The organism is Aeromonas sanarellii, assembly GCF_000820085.1.
Lineage (GTDB): Bacteria > Pseudomonadota > Gammaproteobacteria > Enterobacterales > Aeromonadaceae > Aeromonas > Aeromonas sanarellii.
The window spans coordinates 1-18,844 of sequence record NZ_CDBN01000048.1 but is presented as its reverse complement, the minus strand read 5'-3'; the positions used below and the strand labels follow the sequence as shown (position 1 = coordinate 18,844).

The window sequence follows — 18,844 nt, the reverse complement described above, 5'->3', positions numbered from 1 at the left end:
GGGAATGCGGATCTTATCACGGGGCAGGTCAGGCCACTGCCTGCATCTGGGTGGTCATGGCGATCTCGGCGCGGCGACGCTTCTCCGCCCTCGCCATCAGGTACCAGCTACCGAAGGTGAACAGGGATACGGACAGCAGGATCAGGCTCGCGATGGCGTTGATCTCGGGCTTCACCCCGAGACGCACCGCCGAGAACACTTCCATCGGCAGGGTGGTCGACCCCGGACCGGAGACGAAGCTCGCCAGCACCAGGTCATCCAGCGACAGGGCGAATGACATCATGCCACCCGCCGCCAGGGACGGGGCTATCATGGGGATGGTGATCAGGAAGAACACCTTCCACGGCTTGGCCCCCAGGTCCATGGCCGCCTCCTCGATGGAGAGATCCAGCTCCCGCAGTCGCGCCGACACCACTATGGCCACGTAGGCGGTACAGAAGGTGGTGTGCGCTATCCAGATGGTCAGCATGCCCCGCTCGGCGGGCCAGCCCACCAGCTGGGCCATGGCCACGAACAGCAGCAGCAGCGACAGACCGGTGATCACCTCGGGCATGACCAGGGGCGCCGTCACCATGCCGCCGAACAGGGTCCGGCCACGGAAGCGGGGGATCCGGGTCAGCACGAAGGCGGCGACCGTCCCCAGCGCCACCGCCGCGATGGCGGTGTAGAAGGCGATCTCCAGGGAGCGGAACACGGAGCCGATCAGCTGCTTGTTGTCGAGCAGGCCGAAGTACCACTTCATGGACCAGCCGCCCCACACCGTCACCAGCTTGGAGGCGTTGAAGGAGTAGATCACCATGATGATCATGGGCAGGTAGATGAACAGCAGCCCCAGCCACAGCATCAGCTTGGCAAAACCGAAACGTCTCATGCCTTGCCCTCCAATTCCTTGGCCTGGTTGCGGTTGAAGAGAATGATCGGAACGATCAGCACCGCCAGCATCACCACCGCCAGGGCGGAGGCCACCGGCCAGTCACGGTTGTTGAAGAACTCCTGCCACAGCACCTTGCCGATCATCAGGGTCTCCGGGCCGCCCAGCATCTCGGGGATGACGAACTCCCCCACCACGGGGATGAAGACCAGCATGCAGCCGGCGATGATGCCGTTCTTGGAGAGCGGCACAGTGATCTGCCAGAACCGGGTCAGGTTGCGGGCGCCGAGGTCGGAGGCCGCCTCCAGCAGGCTCTGGTCATGCTTGACCAGGTTCGCGTAGAGCGGCAGCACCATGAAGGGCAGATAGGAGTAGACGATGCCGATATAGACCGCCAGGTTGGTGTTGAGGATCTGCAGCGGCTCGCTGATAAGGCCCAGCTCCAGCAGCAGGCCGTTGAGCAGGCCGTTGTTGCTGAGGATGCCCATCCAGGCGTAGACCCGGATCAGGATGGCCGTCCAGGTCGGCATCATGATGAGCAGCAGCAGGACGGTCTGGGTCTCCTTGTTGGCCTTCGAAATGGCGTAGGCCATGGGATAGCCGATCAGCAGGCAGAGGATGGTGCTGACCAGGGCCATCTTGAGGGAGCCGAGATAGGCCGCGATGTAGAGCTCATCCTCCTCCAGCAGCAGGTAGTTGCCCATGTTGAGCAGTATGGTGAGCTGGTTGTCCGCCCAGCTCACCACGTCGGTGTAGGGCGGGATCGCCACGTCCGCTTCGGCGAAGCTGATCTTCACGACGATGATGAAGGGCAGCAGGAAGAAGAGGAAGAGCCAGAAGAAGGGGATGCCGATCACCAGCTGGCGCCCCCCCGCCTGTTGCAGTCGTCTCAATGCCTTCATGATTGCAGCACCACGCCGCTGTCATCTTCCCAGTACAGGAACACCTGGTCATCCCAGGTCGGCCGCTTGCCGTGGCGCTCGGCATTGGCGATGAAAGCCTGAACGATTTTGCCCGATGGCAGCTGGATGTGATAGACGGAGTGGCCGCCCAGATAGGCGATGTCGTAGACCTCGCCCTTGGTCCAGTTGAAGTCCGGATGCTCGATCTCCTCCGGCTTGTGCAGGCTCATCAGCAGCTTTTCCGGACGCAGGGCATAGGTGACCTTCTTGTTCTCGGCGCGGGAGCTGATGCCGTGGCCCACGTAGATGGGCTGTTCCAGATCCGCACAGGCGATGGTGGCGTGGTCCTGCTCATCCTCCACCAGCAGGCCGTCGAACAGGTTGACGTTGCCGATGAACTCGCACACCAGCCGGCTGGCCGGGGTCTCGTAGATGTCCATGGGGCTGCCGATCTGCTCGATACAGCCCAGGTGCATGATGGCGATCCGCTCGGCCATGGTCATGGCCTCTTCCTGGTCGTGGGTCACCATGACGCAGGTCACGCCGACCCGCTCGATGATCTCCACCAGCTCCAGCTGCATGGTGGAGCGCAGCTTCTTGTCGAGCGCCCCCATGGGTTCGTCCAGCAGCAGCAGTTTCGGACGCTTGGCCAGGGAACGGGCCAGGGCCACCCGCTGGCGCTGGCCGCCGGAGAGCTGGTGCGGCTTGCGGCGGGCGTACTGGGTCATCTGCACCAGCTTGAGCATCTCCTCCACCCGGGCGTCGATCTCCGCCTTGGGCAGGCCGTCCTGCTTGAGGCCGAACGCAATGTTCTGCGCCACTGTCATGTGGGGGAACAGGGCATAGGACTGGAACATCATGTTGATGGGGCGCTCGTAGGGCGGCATGTCGGTAATGTCGACCCCGTCGAGGAACAGCCGTCCCTCGGTGGGGCGCTCGAAACCGGCCAGCATCCGCAGCAGGGTCGATTTGCCGGAACCGGACCCGCCGAGCAGGGCGAAAATCTCCCCCTTGTGAATATTGAGAGACACGTTGTCGACCGCCAGCGTTTCGTCGAACTGCTTGCTTACCCTGTCTATTTTGACCAGCACTTCTTTACGCTGCTGGCTGCCCTCGAGGGCTTTCTTGTAGGCACTGGAGGCTATCGCCATTACCAAACTCCCAAAGGTGAGATCGGCCTGGGCCGATCCATCAATACAATCTGGCGCCCCGGGATGGGCGCCAAGGTTAGGTTCCGGACTTGATCTTGGTCCAACTCCGGGTGATCAGACGCTGCACCGAGCGGGGATGCGCTTCCTGCACATAGAGCCGCTCAAGCACCGCCTGGGGGGGATAGACCGACTCGTCCTCGCGGACGGCCTTGTCCATGTACTCGCCCGCCTTGATGTTCGGGTTCGCGTAGCCCACGTAGTCGCTCACCTTGGCGATCACCTGCGGCTCGAGAATGTAGTTGATCAGGGCGTGCGCCTCTTTCACGTTGGTGGCATCGGCCGGGATCGCCATCATGTCGAACCAGAGGTTGCCACCCTCCTTGGGGATGCTGTAGGCAATCTGGATCCCCTTGCCCGCCTCCTCGGCCCGGGCCGCCGCCTGCAGGATGTCGCCGGAGAAGCCCGCCGCCACGCAGATGTCGCCGTTGGCGAGATCGCCGATGTACTTGGAGGAGTGGAAGTAGGTCACGTAGGGACGCACCTTCAGCAACTGCTCCTCGGCCCGCTTGAGATCCGCCGGCTCATGGCTGTTGGGGTTGAGCCCCAGGTAGTTCAGCGCGGCCGGGATCATCTCGTCCGCCGAGTCGAGGAAGGCCACCCCGCACTGGGAGAGCTTCTTCATGTTTTCAGGTTCGAAGATGACGGCCCAGGAGTCGATCTTGTCGACCCCGAGCACCGCCTTGACCTTCTCGACGTTGTAACCGATGCCGTTGGTGCCCCACAGATAGGGCACGGCGTACTGATGACCCGGATCCACCTTGTCGAGCTGCTTGAGCAGCACGGGATCCAGGTTGCTCAGGTTTGGCAGCAGGGCGGGATCCAGCTTCTGGAAGGCTCCCGCCTTGATCTGCTTGGCCAGGAAATTGTTGGAGGGCACGACCAGATCGTAACCGGTGCGTCCGGTCAGCAACTTGCCTTCCAGCGTCTCGTTGGAGTCGAAGACGTCGTAGACGGTCTTGATCCCGGTCTTCTGCTGGAAGTCGCTGAGGGTGGTCTCGCCGATATAATCGGACCAGTTGTAAAAATGAACCACAGGGGCTGCCTGGGTCAGATTTGCAAACCCCAGGGTCAGGGCCAGCGTTGCCATCTTGGTCATGTGCACTTGTCAGTCCTCATTGGTGTGATTTTGCCAGTCGCGCATCCTTACGCGCCGTCCAACCTGTCGGGTGGTCACTCCCCTCCCGGCCGAACTGCGGACCGGGAGGGGTACTGCTCGTCTTGCTTACTTGCCTGACTTGATCTTGGTCCAGCTGCGGGTCATCAGACGCTGCACCTTGGCCGGCAAGGCCGGGAAGGTATAGATCTTCTGCAGGGTCGCCGCATCGGGGTAGACGCCCGGATCCGAGCTGATGGCCTTGTCCACCAGCTGGGTGGACGCGCTGTTGCCATTGGGCGCATGGATCTGGTTGGTGATGTTGGCGATCACTTCGGGCTTCATCAGGTAGTTCAGGAACACGTGGGCCTCTTCCACGTTCTTCGCATCGGCCGGAATGGCCAGCATGTCGAAGAAGCTGCCAGCCCCCTCCTTCGGAATCACGTAGGTCAGATCGACCCCGTTCTTGGCCTCGATCGCCCGGGCCTTGGACTGTTGCAGGTCCATGGAGTAGCCGACCGCCACGCAGATGTTGCCGTTGGCCAGATCCGAGATGTACTTGGAGGAGTGGAAGTAGGCGGTGTAGGGACGGATGGAGAGGAACAGCTCCTCAGCCTTCTTCAGCTCGTCCGGCTTCTGGCTGTCCGGCTTGAAGCCCAGATACAGCAGGGCGGCCGGCAGCATTTCGGTCGGCGAGTCGAGGAAGGAGACACCGCACTCCTTCAGCTTGGCCATGTTCTCCGGCTTGAACACCAGATCCCAGGAGTCGACCGGCGCGTCCTTGCCCAGCACGGCCTTCACCTTGTCGATGTTGTAGGCGTAGCCGATGGTGCCCCACAGATAGGGCGCCGAGTACTGGTTGCCCGGATCGCTCGGCTCGAGCGCCTTGAGCAAGGCGGTATCCAGGTTCTGCCAGTTGGAGAGTTTGGACTTGTCCAGCTTCTGGAAGACGCCCGCCTGGATCTGCTTGGCCAGGAAGGAGTTGGACGGCACGACGATGTCATAGCCCGAGCTGCCCGCCAGCAACTTGGCTTCCAGCACCTCGTTGCTGTCGAACACGTCGTACACCACCTTGATGCCCGTCTCCTTCTGGAAATCTTCCAGCGTGTTCGGCGCGATATAGTCGCTCCAGTTGTAGACGTGCAGCACCTTCTCGTCGGCCATCGCCCCGTAACTCATCATGGCCAGCGCCACGGAAGCAGCCATCATTCCCTTTTTAAAAGACATAGTCCTTGTCTCCTAAGCAAATTGTATGCGTAAGCCAACCCAGCCTGGCACGGCCTATTCCCGCAGCTTTTCCGCCGTCAGGTCCAAACTGAGCCTGGCCAGTTTGACCAATTCATCCACCTGTTCCTCGGTGATCACCAAGGGGGGCGATATGATCATGGTATCGCCGACCGCCCTCATCACCAAGCCATTGTTAAAGCAGAACTCCCGACAAGTCATCCCGGCATGGCGTTCGGCCGGGAAACGACGTTTCGTCTGCTTGTCCTGGACTATTTCCAGCGCGGCGACCAGGCCCTTGCCCCGGGTTTCTCCCACCAGAGGGTGATCGGCAAGCTCGCTCCAGCGGCGCTGCAAATAGGGGCCGATACTATCATGAACGCGCTTAACTATGCTCTCCTTTTGCATAAGCTGGATGTTGGCGATGGCCACGGCGCAGGCCACCGGATGACCGGAGTAGGTGAAGCCGTGGTTGAACTCGCCTCCCTCCTCCACCAGCACCCTGGCGACCCTGTCCCCCACCATCACGGCCCCCATCGGCAGATAGCCGGAGGTGATGCCCTTGGCCAGGCACATGAGATCCGGCTTGATGCCGAAACCTTCGCTGGCAAACCAGTGACCGGTGCGACCGAAGCCGCAGATCACCTCGTCGGCGATGAGCAGGATGCCGTACTTGTCGCAGATGCGCTGGATCTCGGGCCAGTAGCTGTCGGGCGGGATGATGACGCCGCCGGCGCCCTGGATGGGCTCGCCGATGAAGGCCGCCACCTTGTCCACCCCCAGCGCCAGGATCTTCTCCTCCAGCTGGCGGGCACGGGCCAGCCCGAACTCGTGGGCGCTCATCCCCTGCCCCTCGCCGAAGTGATAGGGCTGGTCGATGTGCACTATGCCGGGGATGGGCAACCCGCCCTGGGCGTGCATGCCCTTCATGCCACCCAGGCTGGCACCCGCCACCGTGGATCCGTGGTAGGCGTTGTGTCGGCTGATGATCACCTGCTTGTCCGGCTGCCCCTTGCTGGCCCAGTAGTGGCGCACCATGCGCAGCACGGTGTCGTTGCACTCGGAGCCCGAGCCGGTGAAGAAGACGTGGCTGAGGTGCGGGGGCGTGATCTCGGCCAGCAGGGTCGCCAGTTCGGCGGCGGGGGGGTGGCTGGTCTGGAAGAAGAGGTTGTAGTAGGGCAGTTGCTGCATCTGCCGGGTGGCGGCGTCCACCAGCTCCTGACGGCCATAGCCCAGGTTGACGCACCACAGGCCCGCCATCCCGTCCAGGATTCGCTTGCCTTCGGAGTCTTCCAGATAGACCCCCTCGGCCTTGGTGATGATGCGACTGCCCTTCTTGTTCAGGGCCTGAAAGTCGGTAAAGGGGTGCAGGTGGTGGCTGGCTTCCAGTTGCTGCCACTCACGGGTGGTGTGCTGCATTGCTTGCTCCTCGGTTCCTTCGATTCGGCGGTCATTGCCGCCCATTGATGAGGATGCGGGCCCCCGGTCACTGCCAGTCGCGGGTATGCTGCCTCGCCTGCTCCTCGATGCCTTTCCATGTGGTGAGCGTCGCCGCCCGTCCATTGAAGGCGCTCGGCACGGTCACGCGGCTTCGCGCACGCCGTCGCGAGGCCGGCACCGTCTGCCGGCACTCACGAGTCCAGTGCCCTCTTGCTTGCGATCTGACGGGAGAGGCCGACGCCTCTCCCCAAAACGGGTCACACGTTCAACAGCAGGAACTCGCGCTCCCAGCGGCTGATCACGCCGAAGTAGGTCTCGTACTCCTTGCGCTTGACCGCGACGAAGGCTCGGATGAAGCGCTCGCCCAGCATGTCCTTGATGGGCTCGCACTGCTCCAGATGGCTCAGTGCCTCCTCCAGGGAACGGGGCAGGCTGTAGGGCAGGTCGTAGGCGCTCGCCTTCATCTCCTGCATGGGCTCCAGCTTCTCCAGCATGCCGAGATAGCCGCAGGCCAGGGTGGCGGCCAGGGCCAGATAGGGGTTGGCATCGGCGCCGGCGAAGCGGTTCTCCACCCGGCGCGCGCTGGGCTCGGAGAAGGGCACCCGCAACCCGCAGGTGCGGTTTTCCACCCCCCACTGCACGTTGCGCGGCGCGCTCTCGCCGAAGGTGAGGCGGCGGTAGGAGTTGACGTTCGGCGCCAGCAGGGCGGTCACCGCCGGGGTGTACTTCTGCAGGCCGGCGATGAAGTGCATGAAGAGGGCGGAGTTGCCCCCCTCGCTGGTGCCGAACAGGTTGTTGCCGTCCATGTCCTCCAGGCTCTGGTGGATATGCATGGCGGAGCCCGGCTCGTTGCTCATTGGCTTGGCCATGAAGGTGGCATAGATGCCGTGGCGATGGGCCGCCTCGCGCATGGTGCGCTTGAACAGGAACACCTGGTCGGCGAGATCGATGGCATCGCCGTGCAGGAAGTTGATCTCCATCTGGGCGGCGCCGGACTCGTGGATCAGGGTGTCCACCTCCAGCTCCTGGGCCTCGCAGTAGTCGTACATGTCTTCGAAGATGGGGTCGAACTCGTTCACCGCATCGATGCTGAACGACTGGCGGGCGGTCTCCGGGCGGCCGTTGCGACCCACCGGCGGCACCAGCGGGTAGTCGGGGTCTTCGTTACGGGTCACCAGGTAGAACTCCAGCTCCGGCGCCACCACCGGCTTCCAGCCCTGCTTCTCGTAGAATGACAGAACCCGGCGCAGCACGGAGCGCGGCGCGATGTCGATCAGCTTGCCGTTGACGTCGAAACAGTCGTGGATCACCTGGGCGGTGGGCTCCAGCGCCCAGGGGACGAAACGAATGGTGTTGGGATCGGGATAGAGCTGCATGTCCCGCTCCAGCGGGTCTATCATGCTGTCGTCATCCGGGTATTCGCCGGTCACCGTCTGGGTGAAGATGACCTCTGGCAGCCGCATGCCCCCCTCGCGCAGAAATTTGTTGGCTGGAATGATCTTGCCTCGGGCATTGCCGGTGAAATCCGGGAACAGGCACTCCACTTCCGTGATGCGATTGCTCTCCATCCAGCCCTTGATACTGTCCATGTTAAACCCCGACTCTACGGTTGTCATAGGCAAGGGTGTCTAATATAAGGAACACCCTTGTTAAGAAAATGTAATCGACAACACCATAAAAGCCCGCCATAAAGCCCTTTGTCAAGCGGTGGTGTTTAAAAAACTATAAACAACGGCCTGTAAAATGACCAGGGCGGCACCAAATACTAAACACTCGGTGCCACGATCAGCCCACTGCAAGCCGGATGCCAACAGCGGACAGCCGCCGCGCGATACTCAGTCAGCCCCTGTCGGAGAAGGCTCATTTCTTTGCAAGGGCGCACACTCCTTATCCAATTTTCTTTGCATGCCTGCATTTTTTTGGTACAAGGCCCGCCCTGATTTGCACTCTCCTGCCTGGATTTGGTGCAAATCGGGATACAAGGGCTTGGTCTGAAGACAGACAGCCCCCATAAATGGGAAAAATTGGGAAACTGACTGGTAGCAAACCATATGTGTGATTTCATGACTGAAGACCAACTGGCCTTTTACAAGGGCCAGATCGAGCGGCAGATCCTCGAGCTCGAAGAACGTCTCAACTCCCAGGCCAGCCAGGCTATCGCCACCGATACCAACGAAATGGCGGACGAGATCGATCGCGCCAGTGTCGAGGAGGCCCGCCGTCTGGAGCTGAACCGCATCGAGCACGACAAGCTGCATCTGCGCAAGCTGAAGGGGGCGCTCAAGCGTATCAATGAAGGGGATTTCGGCTACTGCGAATCCTGCGGCGACGAGATCTCCCTCAAGCGGCTGCAGGCGCGGCCCGAGTCCCGCTTCTGCGTCGAGTGTCAGAGCACCAAGGAATTCAACGATACCCACGTGTTCCGCCGCGTCGCCTGATGCTCCGACAGACCCCCGTCCCGCCTGGGCCAGCCCCGCAGGCCGGGGGCCGTGTCACCAGCGGCGAGCCTGACCCCCACCCACGGCGTCACGCAAGAGCGTGACAACTTCTGTTAGACTCCGGGCAGGCCCCGGACTCTACAGGAGATCAAAGCGTGAAATGGCTCATCAGGCTGTGCCTGTGCCTGCCGCTGCTGGCACAGGCACAGACCCTCACCGTCAAGGTCCCCAGCCGACCGATCAACGACCTCGACAACGAGTACCAGCTCAAGCTGCTGGATCTGGCCCTCACCCGTGCCGGTCAGCCCTACAAGCTGGAGCGGGTCGACCTCAACCTCAATCAGTACAGCCTCCAGCAGGCGCTCGCCAGGGGCAAGACCATCAATGTGTTCTGGATGGGAACCTCCAGCGCCCTCGAATCCTCCCTGATCGCCGTCCCCATTCCGCTGTTCCGCGGGCTGGAAGGGCTGCGCCTCTCCTTCATCCACGCCGACGCCCAGGAGAAGTTCAACCAGGTCAACACCCTGGCGGATCTCAAGAAGCTGAAGGCGGCGCAGGGGGTGGGCTGGGCCGACAACAAGATCCTGGAGCAGGCGGGCATTCCCACCTATGCGGGTCGCTACAGCAACCTGTTCCGCCTGATGAATGACGGCGACAAGCTGGACTTCTTCCCCCGCGGCCTGGTGGAGATCTTCGCCGAGCGCAGCGAGCTGGTGGCGCAATATCCCAACCTGGTCATCGATCAGCACCTGCTGATCCGCTACCCCTTCGCCGAGTTCTTCTTCGTCAGCCCGGAGTCGCCCAAGCTGGCCAAGGCGATCCAGACCGGGCTGGAGCGGGCCTACGCCGACGGCAGCTTCATGAAGTTCTTCCACGAGAATCCCAAGATCCGCGAGGCCCTGGCCAGCGCCAACCTGGAGCAGAGGGTCACCATCTCCCTGCCCAACCCGGACATGACCCCCTTGCTCAGGAGCATACCGGCCCAATATTGGGAATATCCCCCGCAGGGATGAAGATTCGGCCACCTCGACCGGGGTGGCACAAGCCGCGCGCCAGGGAGGTGCCATGAAACGACTCGACGAATGGTTCAGCGACTACGGCCAGAGCCACCGGCATCCCGTCAATGTGGCCATCCACAAGGTGGCGGTGCCTGGCATCTACCTCTGCGCCCTGGCCCTGCTCTGGTGCCTGCCGGCCGGGCCGCTGCAGCCCTCCCTGAACTGGGCGGCGCTGGTTGCCATGCCGGTGCTGGCCTTCTATCTGCATCTGTCGTTTTCTCTGTTTGTGGGGATGGCGGCGCTGACCACCCTTGGGCTGGCGTTCTGTTACACCTGGCAAGGCCCGCTACTGTGGCCCGCCCTGGCCGGTTTCGTGCTGCTCTGGCTGGCCCAGTTCGTCGGTCACCGGATCGAGGGGAAACGCCCCTCCTTCCTCACCGACCTGCAATTTCTGCTGGTAGGCCCCGCCTGGGTGCTGGCCAGCCTCTATCGTCGCTTGGGCATCCCCTACTGAGGGAGCCTGAAGGAGAAACCATGACACACCCTTCCCCCCTCGCCCGTACCCTGCCCCTGATGCTGGCGCTGCTGGCCGGCCCGGCGCTAGCCGACAAGGCGGACCCCGTAGGCGAGGTGAGCACCGCCTTCAAGCTGGTCGGCCCGAACCACAAGATCCTGGTGGAGGCGTTCGACGACCCCAAGATCGCCGGCGTCGCCTGCTATCTGGCTCGTCCCAAGACAGGAGGCGTCAAGGGTGGCCTGGGGCTGGCGGAGGATCCCTCCCACGCCTCCCTGTCGTGCCACCAGATCGGCCCCATCACCCTGCCCGCCAGGCTGAAGGCGGGGGAGGAGGTGTTCGACGTCAGCACCTCCCTGGTGTTCAAGGAACAGAAGGTGGTGCGTTTTTACGACGAGAAGCGCAATGCCCTGGTCTATCTGACCTACAGCACCAAGCTGGTGGATGGTTCTTACAAGAGTGCGGTGAGCGCCGTGCCCATCATGCCCTGGGGCTGATGCCCCGCCATTTATCCCGTGATGACGGCCCATATTTGTTGTAATTTAACCACATCATTATCTGCGGAGAGCGCACCATGAGAGTCGCCGTTTTCAGTACCAAGAGCTACGACAAGGAACACTTCCACCAGGCCAACAGCCAGTACGGTTTCGAGCTGGAGTTCTTCGACGTGCGGCTGGAGGCCAAGACCGCCCGCCTCGCCCACGGCTTCCCCGTGGTCTGCCTGTTCGTCAACGACGACGCCGACCGCGAGGTGCTGACCGAGCTGGCACAATACGGCACCCAGGTCATCGCCCTGCGCTGCGCCGGTTACAACAACGTGGATCTGGTGGCCGCCAAGGAGCTGGGGCTGAAAGTGGTGCGGGTGCCCGCCTACTCCCCGGAGGCGGTCGCCGAACACGCGGTGGGCCTGATGATGACCCTCAACCGCCGCATCCATAAGGCCTATCAGCGCACCCGCGACGCCAACTTCTCCCTGGAGGGGCTGGTGGGCTTCAACATGCACGGCCGCACCGCCGGCATCATAGGCACCGGCAAGATCGGCATCGCCACCCTGCGCATCCTCAAGGGCTTCGGCATGCGCCTGCTGGTGAGCGATCCCTACCCGAACCAGGCGGCCATCGATCTCGGCGCCGAGTACGTGGACCTCGACACCCTGTTCCGCCAGTCCGACGTCATCAGCCTGCACTGCCCCCTGTTCAAGGAGAACTATCACCTGCTGAACAAGGAGGCCTTCGCCAAGATGAAGGACGGGGTGATGATCATCAACACCAGCCGGGGCGGCCTGCTCGACTCCAACGCCGCCATCGAGGCCCTCAAGACCGCCCGCATCGGCGCCCTGGGGCTGGACGTCTACGAGGAGGAGGAGGATCTCTTCTTCGAGGACAAGTCCAACGAGGTGATCACCGACGACGTCTTCCGCCGCCTCTCCGCCTGCCACAACGTGCTATTCACCGGTCACCAGGCCTTCCTGACCCGGGAGGCGCTGCACGCCATCGCCGACACCACCCTCAGCAACATCCAGGCCATCGAGGGCCAGGGCCGCTGCGACAACGAGGTGGAATAAGCCCTCCTCGCCTTTCGCTCACCATTCAGACTCGCCGGGTTGTGAGACCCGGCGCCTTCGGGTAGGCTACCAGCCCTTTTTTTGTGCAGGAGTCTGGCCGCCCATGTTTATCGGATTTGATTACGGTACCTCCAACTGTGCCGTCGCCGTGATGGAACAGGGCAGCCCCAGGCTGCTGACCCTCTCCGGTTCCCATTACCTCCCCTCCACCCTGCACGCCCCGCACCGGGATGCCATCGCCGGCCTGCTGGCCGAAGGGCTGGCTCCCGCCCAGCAGGCGGAGTACCTCAAGCTGCGCGGCCCCGTGGTGACCCGGGCCCAGGCGGTGCGCCGCCAGATGCGCGAAGAGGGACTGATCGACGAGCTCAGCTTCGGCGACGCGGCGCTGGAGCGCTACCTGGAAGAGCCGGACGAGGGCTACTACATCAAGTCGCCGAAATCCTTCCTCGGCGCCTATGGCCTCAAGGCACCCCAGATCGCCCTGTTCGAGGACATCGTCTGCGCCATGATGCTGCACGTGCGCCAGCAGGCGGAGCAACAGACGGGCGCCCCCGTCCGCCAGGCGGTGATCGGCCGGCCGGTCAACTTCCAGGGGCTGGCGGGGGAGGAGAGCAACCGCCAGGCCATCGCCATCCTGAGCGAGGCGGCCCGCCTCGCCGGGTTCGAGCGGGTGGAGTTCCTCTACGAGCCGGTGGCCGCCGGCTTCGAGTTCGAGGCGCGCCTCAGCGAGGATGCGGTGGTGCTGGTGGTGGACATCGGCGGCGGGACCACGGACTGCTCCGTGCTGCGCATGGGTCCGAGCCATCGCGACCGGCTGGATCGCAGCGGCGATCTGCTCGGCCACAGCGGCCAGCGCATCGGCGGCAACGACTTCGACATCCGCCTGACGGTGGAGGGCATGATGCCGCTGCTCGGTATGCACGAGACCCTCAAGACCGGCAAGCCGCTGCCCCACCCCCTGTTCTGGGACGCGGCCGCCATCAACGACGTCAGCGCCCAGAGCCGCTTCTACAGCCTGGAGACGGGCCGCCAGCTGCAGGATCTCCAGCTCGACAGCCAACCCGGCAGCAAGCTGCCCCGTCTCGCCAGCCTGCGGGCCCACAAGCTGAGCCACCAGCTGGTGTGGCGCGCCGAGCAGGGCAAGATCGCCCTCTCCGATCACGAGCGCAATCACCAGACCCTGAACGAGCTGGAGAAGGGGCTGGAGGCCGAGCTGGGGCGCGACCAGCTGGCATCCGCCTCCGCACCGCTGCTGGAGAAGATAGGCGAGCTGATGGAGGAGGCGATCCAGGCCGCCGGGGTGCAGCCTGACCGGCTCTTCATCACAGGCGGCAGCGCCCGTTCGCCCCTCATCAAGGCCTTCATCCAGCAGAAACTGCCCAAGGTACCGCAGGAAGGGGGAGACGACTTCGGCTCGGTCGCCTCCGGCCTCGCCCGCTACGCCGAGCGGCTGTTTGCCCGCTGATGGGCAGGCTCGCCAAGGCGCAGGGATAGCAGGGGGCCACATCGTGGCCCCTTTTGTGCGTGACGAGGCTCGCCCGGGGCGAGTGTTGCCATTTACCGACACCCCCTCTTCCCCCGGGGCGACAGAAGCGGTCGGGCACCTCCCCCCTCGCCCTGCCTCGCAGGCCCCGGGACGGGTATGCTTGTCCTACCCATCACCGGAGCCCCTTCAATGCCCAGATACCTGCTACTGCTGCTCGCCCTGCTTCTGCTCAGTGCCTGCAGCAGTACTCCCCGCTTCGCCTCGCACGATCTGCAGCACCACCACTGGGTGCTCGACCGGCTGGATGGCCAGGCCGTCACCGGCAGCCGCGTCAATCCCCCCGATCTCGAGATCGGGGAGCACTTCACCGTCAACGGCATCGCCGGCTGCAACCGCTACTTCGGCCAGGGCCACCTCAAGGGGAACCGGCTCTGGGTCACCAGCCTCGGCAGCACCGCCATGGCCTGCCCCTCCGGGCTCGACCAGGTCGAACAGGCCGTGCTCGCCACCCTGACGGAGGGGGCCACATTGAGCGGTTCCACCCAGACCCTGATCCTGCAGGGAAAACGGCACCGTTTGGAATACAGACTGCAAGACTGGGTGTACTGAGGCCGACGAAACCAGATCCGGTACAGGAACAACTGGCCAGGCTGTGGCACAATATGAGGCACTGTTAGCAATGGAGGCTGCCTCAGCCATGTCGATGGATCGCCTGTTTGGCAAGATCAAGCAACTGCCCACAATCCCCAAGCTGCTGCACGAGCTGATGCAGAGTTTCAACGACGAGAATGCCCGCATCGACGAGATCGCGGCCAAGATCGCCATGGACCAGGTGATCAGCGTCAAGGTGCTGCGGATGGCCAACTCCGCCGCCCTGCGCCGGGGCAACGAGGTGACCTCCATCGAGCAGGCGGTGATCCGGCTCGGCTTCAACCGGTTGCGCTCCGTGGTGGTCGCCTCCGGCATCATCAGCAGCTTCAAGGCCCCCCCCGGATTCGACAAGCACCACTTCTGGACCCAGACCTTCCAGGTCGCCACCATAGCCCGCACCCTGGCCCAGCAGACCAGGGCGGTGGATCCGGAGACCGCCTTCACCTGTGCCCTCATTCACAACATCGGCGAGCTGCTGATCCAGAGCACCCTGCCGGAGGAGGCCGGGCTCATCAACCTGGCCATCGAGAAGGGGAGCAGCCGGGTCGAGGCCCAGCGGGAGATGCTGGGTTACGACTATGCCCAGCTCGGCGCCGAGCTGGCGCGGCGCTGGAACCTGTCGACCGCCTTCGTCGACGCCATCGCCCAGCAGCTCGACCCCCTCTCCCACGAACCGGTCAGCAAGGAGGCCGTGCTGATCCGGCTCGCCGTCTTCGTCTCCTTCGCCTGGCATGCGGGGGTACCGGCCCAGGCCATCATCGCCCGCTTCCCCAGGCCCCTGGCCGACCAGCTGGGGCTGGATCCCGCCAGCCTGGCGGATCAGCTCGAACAGCTCCACGAGCAGGGCAATGCCCTGGCCGAGCTGCTGACGCAATAGACTCACGGCTGGCCGACCCGCGGAGCCGGGCAACCGCCTCATTCTGGTCGGTCGTCACATACTCAACCCCATGGGCAGGCTAGGATGGCCCTCGCGCATCCCCTGACCCGGTAGCCTCTCTGACACAGTAGACACCATGACCCATCCCTTCCTGTTTCACCCCCAGGCGGCACCCTGGTTCAAAGAGAGTGCCGACACCCTGCAGCTCACCCTGTTCAGCGAGCTGGACGCCCCCATCCGCGAGGTGTGGCTGCGCCACGAACCGGACAACGAGGAGTACCTGGTCGCCATGACACCGGTCGCCACCCGGGACAGGCTCCAGGTCTGGCAGGTCGAGCTGCCGCTCGCCAGAGGGCAGGAGATCCACCTCTACTGCTTCAAGTGCCTCACCGACGAGGAGCAGTGGTGGCTGCACGGCGCCGGCGTCAGCGCCGCCATGCCGCCGCGCGAGCAGCATTTTCGCTTCAACAGCCGCCACCAGCCGCCGGCCTGGGTGCAGGATCAGGTGTTCTACCAGATCTTCCCGGATCGCTTCTGCAACGGCGATCCGTCCCTCAGCGTCAAGCATCACGAGTACGAGTACAGGGGCAAGGCGGTCATCAGCAAGGCCTGGGGCGAGCCGGTCAGCCGTCACGAGGAGGGGCACGGCGCCTGCGAGTTCTACGGCGGGGATCTGGCGGGCATCGACGCCAAGCTGCATTACCTGCAATCCCTGGGGGTGACGGCGCTCTACCTCAACCCCATCTTCGATTCGCCGAGCAATCACAAATACGACACCCAGGACTACTTCAAGGTGGATGCCCACCTCGGCACCAACGCCCAGTTCGCCGAGCTGACCCGCAACCTGCACCAGCGCGGCATGAAGATCATCCTGGATGCCGTGGTCAACCACACCTCCACCGAGCACCCCTGGTTCTGTCCGCCGCTGGGGGCCCAGAGCAACCCGGACTCCCCCTGGCGCAGCTTCTACACCTTCGACCAGGAGGGGGACTACGTCAGCTGGAAGGGGATCCGCAGCCTGCCCAAGCTGGACTTCGCCAGCGAACAGGTGCAGGACGCCGTCTACCGGGCAGACAACGCCATCCTGCGCTACTGGATGCGGGCACCCTACCAGATCGACGGCTGGCGCTTTGACGTCATCCACATGCTGGGGGAGCGGGGCACCGCCGAGGGCAACCGTGGCCACGTGCGCGCCATTCGCGGCGCCGTGAAGCAGGAGAACCCGGACGCCTACGTGCTCGGCGAGCACTTCTTCGAGGCGAGCCAGTGGCTGCAGGGGGATCAGGAGGACGGTGCCATGAACTACTACGGCTTCGCCCACCCCGTCCGCGCCTTCCTGGCGGGGCAGGACATCGCCTACCACCCCATCAAGATCAGCGCCACCGAGCTGGACCACTGGCTCAAGCTGGCGCGGGCCCATATCCCGTTCAAGAACCAGCTGGCCCAGTTCAACCTGCTGGACAGCCACGACACCGCCCGCTTCCTGCACCTGCTGGGGGAGGACAAGCAGCGGATGCGGCTCGCCGCCACCCTGCTGATCACCTACATCGGCGTGCCCTCTATCTACTACGGCGACGAGGTGGGGCTGTCGGGAGGCAACGATCCGGACTGCCGCCGCTGCTTCCCCTGGGACACCACGGACTGGGATCACGTGCTGCACGACCACTATCGCCGCCTGATCCAGCTGCGCAAGCAGCGCCCTGCCCTGCGCCGCGGCGACATCCAGACCCTCTACGCCGGCCCCCACAGCTATGTGTTCGCCCGCACCCTGCAAAGCGATCAGGTGGTGGTGGCCTGCAACCGCCACCCCACGGAGCCGCGCACCATCAGCCTGCCCCTGTGGCAGACCGCCAGCCCCGCCAGCCGCTTCACCGACGCCTTCAACGGCGACAAGTTCGAGGTGGTGCAGGGGGAAGTGCAGCTCACCATCCCCGCCAACTCGGCCAGGGTGCTGCTCTCCAGCTGAATACGCTGTTGGCGCGCTGAAAAGCAAAACCGGAGCCCAAGGCTCCGGTTTTTCTTTGTGCCGCTTCGGTAAATCCCGGCGACCTCAGTAGTTGATGCTGACATAGGGGACTTCGGTCACATCCCAAGCCTGCTTGAGGTAGACGGTGAGCACGAAGAAGAAGTTGGCCAGCAGGTTGGCGAAGCGGTAGAGGATGGGATCGAAGCGCACGCCGCTCTCCTCCAGACGCACCAGCAGGCGCACCACCTTCTTGCTGCCGCAGCGGCACAGGTGCAGGGTGGGGATGGGCTGGGGCCCCTGGGGCAGCACGAAGCCGGTGACCCGGCCACGGCTCGCCTCGTTGTAGTGATCGTAACGCCCCTTCAGCCACGCCAGATCCTCCTCGAAGATCCCGAGCCTGCCCCGCACCGAGCCGTTGAGGTTGTAGATGAGCCGCTGCAGGGTCGCCAGATCCGCCATCACGGGTCGGGTATCCTCATCCGCCACCAGATGAGAGAGCACGGCCCCCACCTGGCAGCAGAGCTCGTCGGTGGCGATCTCGTAGTCGCACTGGAACTGGGTCTCGAAGATGAAGGGGTAGCAGAGTTCGCGCTTGTCTCTTGGCTTCTTGGGGTTCATGGCATGATCTGGCTGGGGAAAAGGGCAGTGTGCCAGCCCGGGGGCAGGCTGGCAAACGGCCCGCCCTCGGGCACATCAGGGGCGATGCGGCGAGACTAGCCCGCGGCCATCTGCTGGCCGAGCAGCCGCATGGCTTCCAGCATCCGCTGGTTAAAGCCCATGAAGCCGGCCCCCGTCGCCCCGTCCTGGCCCCGCGCAGCCAGCACGGCCGGTGTCAACGCCTGCTGCTGGGCGGTCGGCAGCAGGGCATCGGCCTGCTGCTGCACCCGGCTCAGCCGTGGCAGGTAGTCCGCCAGGGGCTTGAGGCTCTCCTGCAGGGAGTGGGCCCCCTGATAGGCCTGGCTCAGCTTGGCCGACTGCTTGAGCTTGAGGGAGTAGGAGACCAGCTGGCTGTCGTCCAGCTGCAAGCCCGCCAGCCTGTCGGCCAGGGTCTTGCCATCCGTTCCCCCGAAGAACTGGCCGGCCAGTTCGTCCAGCCCCTTGACCAGGGTGCCGATGGCCTCCATCTCGGCGCCGTCGAGATCGCCCTCCAGGGAGAAGTCGAAGCTCTGGCTAGACTTCAGGCTGAACTGGTTGCCGCTCCCGTCGTTCCGGGACCTGAACTGCCAGCTGTCGCTGAAGCGCAGCATCACCTTGTCCCCGTCCCGGGTCTCGATCTCGAGGAAGGCCTGCTGCCGGCTGGCCATCCTGGCCGCCCCCAGATCCGTGGTCGAGACCTCGCCGAAGAACTCCTTCTCGAAGGACTCCAGCCCCTCCTGGATCAGCTTGTAGCTCTGATCCATGCCGGTCTTGATATCCTCGTTGTCCGCCCAGTCGCCGAGCTGCTTCCTGGCGTCGCCAAAGCCCATGTCCACCCCCTTGCGGGCCTGGGCCATCATCTCGGCCAGATCCTCGTCGCTCTTGCCATCGGCACGGGCCGCGCCCAGCCGTCCGGTGACGAACTGCAGCACGTTGTCCGCCACCGTCTCGTAGTCGAACAGGGTCTCCGGGG

The 18,844-nt window shown here is 63.9% G+C and carries 18 protein-coding genes; 9 read left to right on the top strand and 9 right to left on the bottom strand.

The annotated features are described in order from the left end of the window. Nucleotides 1-28: 28 nt before the first annotated feature. The 7 genes from BN1132_RS09665 to BN1132_RS09635 all read right to left on the bottom strand — a co-directional run bounded on the left by BN1132_RS09665 (nt 29) and on the right by BN1132_RS09635 (nt 8,330). Complete coding sequence (locus tag BN1132_RS09665) at nt 29-871, bottom strand: ABC transporter permease subunit (RefSeq protein WP_042077122.1); 843 nt, start codon at nt 869-871, stop codon at nt 29-31. Next, nucleotides 868-1,773, bottom strand: a complete 906-nt coding sequence (locus BN1132_RS09660; protein ID WP_042077120.1) for an ABC transporter permease subunit — start codon at nt 1,771-1,773, stop codon at nt 868-870. The genes BN1132_RS09665 and BN1132_RS09660 overlap by 4 nt, the downstream gene beginning before the upstream one ends. After that, complete coding sequence (gene potA, locus BN1132_RS09655; RefSeq protein WP_042077118.1) at nt 1,770-2,924, bottom strand: polyamine ABC transporter ATP-binding protein; 1,155 nt, start codon at nt 2,922-2,924, stop codon at nt 1,770-1,772. Before potA ends, BN1132_RS09660 begins: the two co-directional genes overlap by 4 nt. A gap of 76 nt (nt 2,925-3,000) precedes the next feature. Then, a complete protein-coding gene (locus tag BN1132_RS09650) occupies nt 3,001-4,080 on the bottom strand; it encodes a polyamine ABC transporter substrate-binding protein (protein WP_042077116.1) in 1,080 nt (359 codons plus the stop codon). Nucleotides 4,081-4,206: 126 nt separating this feature from the next. Next, nucleotides 4,207-5,304, bottom strand: coding sequence for a polyamine ABC transporter substrate-binding protein (locus tag BN1132_RS09645; RefSeq protein WP_042077114.1), 1,098 nt, complete (start codon nt 5,302-5,304; stop codon nt 4,207-4,209). 54 nt (nt 5,305-5,358) lie between these two features. Continuing rightward, the gene (locus BN1132_RS09640) at nt 5,359-6,720 is read right to left on the bottom strand and encodes an aspartate aminotransferase family protein (RefSeq protein WP_042077112.1); all 1,362 of its coding nucleotides are present in this window, start codon (nt 6,718-6,720) and stop codon (nt 5,359-5,361) included. A 278-nt stretch (nt 6,721-6,998) separates the two neighbouring features. After that, complete coding sequence (locus BN1132_RS09635) at nt 6,999-8,330, bottom strand: glutamine synthetase family protein (protein ID WP_042077110.1); 1,332 nt, start codon at nt 8,328-8,330, stop codon at nt 6,999-7,001. A gap of 462 nt (nt 8,331-8,792) precedes the next feature. On the opposite strand from BN1132_RS09635, the gene BN1132_RS09630 reads away from it, so the two are divergent. The 9 genes from BN1132_RS09630 (at nt 8,793) to malZ (ending at nt 17,235) form a co-directional block, all read left to right on the top strand. Then, complete coding sequence (locus BN1132_RS09630; protein WP_042077108.1) at nt 8,793-9,179, top strand: TraR/DksA family transcriptional regulator; 387 nt, start codon at nt 8,793-8,795, stop codon at nt 9,177-9,179. 155 nt (nt 9,180-9,334) lie between these two features. Continuing rightward, nucleotides 9,335-10,192: a hypothetical protein gene (locus BN1132_RS09625; protein WP_042077107.1), complete on the top strand. Its 858-nt coding sequence runs from the start codon at nt 9,335-9,337 to the stop codon at nt 10,190-10,192. Nucleotides 10,193-10,244: 52 nt separating this feature from the next. Continuing rightward, a complete protein-coding gene (locus tag BN1132_RS09620) occupies nt 10,245-10,691 on the top strand; it encodes an Mpo1 family 2-hydroxy fatty acid dioxygenase (RefSeq protein ID WP_042077105.1) in 447 nt (148 codons plus the stop codon). A gap of 20 nt (nt 10,692-10,711) precedes the next feature. Next, nucleotides 10,712-11,188, top strand: a complete 477-nt coding sequence (locus BN1132_RS09615; protein WP_042077103.1) for a CreA family protein — start codon at nt 10,712-10,714, stop codon at nt 11,186-11,188. Nucleotides 11,189-11,265: 77 nt separating this feature from the next. Further along, nucleotides 11,266-12,255 (top strand): 2-hydroxyacid dehydrogenase, encoded by a 990-nt coding sequence (locus tag BN1132_RS09610; protein ID WP_042077102.1) that lies wholly within the window; start codon nt 11,266-11,268, stop codon nt 12,253-12,255. A 103-nt stretch (nt 12,256-12,358) separates the two neighbouring features. Continuing rightward, nucleotides 12,359-13,720 carry a molecular chaperone gene (gene yegD / locus BN1132_RS09605; RefSeq protein WP_042077099.1) on the top strand — a complete coding sequence of 454 codons (1,362 nt, stop codon included), beginning with the start codon at nt 12,359-12,361 and terminating at the stop codon, nt 13,718-13,720. 210 nt (nt 13,721-13,930) lie between these two features. Next, the gene (locus BN1132_RS09600) at nt 13,931-14,350 is read left to right on the top strand and encodes an META domain-containing protein (RefSeq protein ID WP_042077098.1); all 420 of its coding nucleotides are present in this window, start codon (nt 13,931-13,933) and stop codon (nt 14,348-14,350) included. Between the two features lie 70 nt (nt 14,351-14,420). Then, nucleotides 14,421-15,269 carry an HDOD domain-containing protein gene (locus BN1132_RS09595; RefSeq protein WP_042077096.1) on the top strand — a complete coding sequence of 283 codons (849 nt, stop codon included), beginning with the start codon at nt 14,421-14,423 and terminating at the stop codon, nt 15,267-15,269. 136 nt (nt 15,270-15,405) lie between these two features. Beyond that, nucleotides 15,406-17,235 carry a maltodextrin glucosidase gene (gene malZ, locus BN1132_RS09590; protein WP_042077094.1) on the top strand — a complete coding sequence of 610 codons (1,830 nt, stop codon included), beginning with the start codon at nt 15,406-15,408 and terminating at the stop codon, nt 17,233-17,235. 84 nt (nt 17,236-17,319) lie between these two features. On the opposite strand, the gene BN1132_RS09585 is transcribed toward malZ, so the two are convergent. Continuing rightward, complete coding sequence (locus BN1132_RS09585; protein WP_042077093.1) at nt 17,320-17,853, bottom strand: ATP--cob(I)alamin adenosyltransferase; 534 nt, start codon at nt 17,851-17,853, stop codon at nt 17,320-17,322. A 95-nt stretch (nt 17,854-17,948) separates the two neighbouring features. Further along, nucleotides 17,949-18,844: DUF5610 domain-containing protein (locus tag BN1132_RS20110; RefSeq protein ID WP_042077091.1), on the bottom strand; the 896-nt coding region annotated here is incomplete at its 5' end.

Excerpts from the sequence above, each read along its gene's own strand:
- BN1132_RS09660 (WP_042077120.1), bottom strand. The coding sequence starts at position 1,773 with ATGAAGGCATTGAGACGACTGCAACAGGCGGGGGGGCGCCAGCTGGTG.
- BN1132_RS09610 (WP_042077102.1), top strand. The coding sequence starts at position 11,266 with ATGAGAGTCGCCGTTTTCAGTACCAAGAGCTACGACAAGGAACACTTC.
- malZ (WP_042077094.1), top strand. The coding sequence starts at position 15,406 with ATGACCCATCCCTTCCTGTTTCACCCCCAGGCGGCACCCTGGTTCAAA.
- BN1132_RS09615 (WP_042077103.1), top strand. The coding sequence starts at position 10,712 with ATGACACACCCTTCCCCCCTCGCCCGTACCCTGCCCCTGATGCTGGCG.
- BN1132_RS09600 (WP_042077098.1), top strand. The coding sequence starts at position 13,931 with ATGCCCAGATACCTGCTACTGCTGCTCGCCCTGCTTCTGCTCAGTGCC.
- potA (WP_042077118.1), bottom strand. The coding sequence starts at position 2,924 with ATGGCGATAGCCTCCAGTGCCTACAAGAAAGCCCTCGAGGGCAGCCAG.
- BN1132_RS09585 (WP_042077093.1), bottom strand. The coding sequence starts at position 17,853 with ATGAACCCCAAGAAGCCAAGAGACAAGCGCGAACTCTGCTACCCCTTC.
- BN1132_RS09645 (WP_042077114.1), bottom strand. The coding sequence starts at position 5,304 with ATGTCTTTTAAAAAGGGAATGATGGCTGCTTCCGTGGCGCTGGCCATG.
- BN1132_RS09665 (WP_042077122.1), bottom strand. The coding sequence starts at position 871 with ATGAGACGTTTCGGTTTTGCCAAGCTGATGCTGTGGCTGGGGCTGCTG.
- BN1132_RS09640 (WP_042077112.1), bottom strand. The coding sequence starts at position 6,720 with ATGCAGCACACCACCCGTGAGTGGCAGCAACTGGAAGCCAGCCACCAC.
- BN1132_RS09635 (WP_042077110.1), bottom strand. The coding sequence starts at position 8,330 with ATGGACAGTATCAAGGGCTGGATGGAGAGCAATCGCATCACGGAAGTG.
- yegD (WP_042077099.1), top strand. The coding sequence starts at position 12,359 with ATGTTTATCGGATTTGATTACGGTACCTCCAACTGTGCCGTCGCCGTG.
- BN1132_RS09620 (WP_042077105.1), top strand. The coding sequence starts at position 10,245 with ATGAAACGACTCGACGAATGGTTCAGCGACTACGGCCAGAGCCACCGG.
- BN1132_RS09630 (WP_042077108.1), top strand. The coding sequence starts at position 8,793 with ATGTGTGATTTCATGACTGAAGACCAACTGGCCTTTTACAAGGGCCAG.
- BN1132_RS09595 (WP_042077096.1), top strand. The coding sequence starts at position 14,421 with ATGGAGGCTGCCTCAGCCATGTCGATGGATCGCCTGTTTGGCAAGATC.
- BN1132_RS09650 (WP_042077116.1), bottom strand. The coding sequence starts at position 4,080 with ATGACCAAGATGGCAACGCTGGCCCTGACCCTGGGGTTTGCAAATCTG.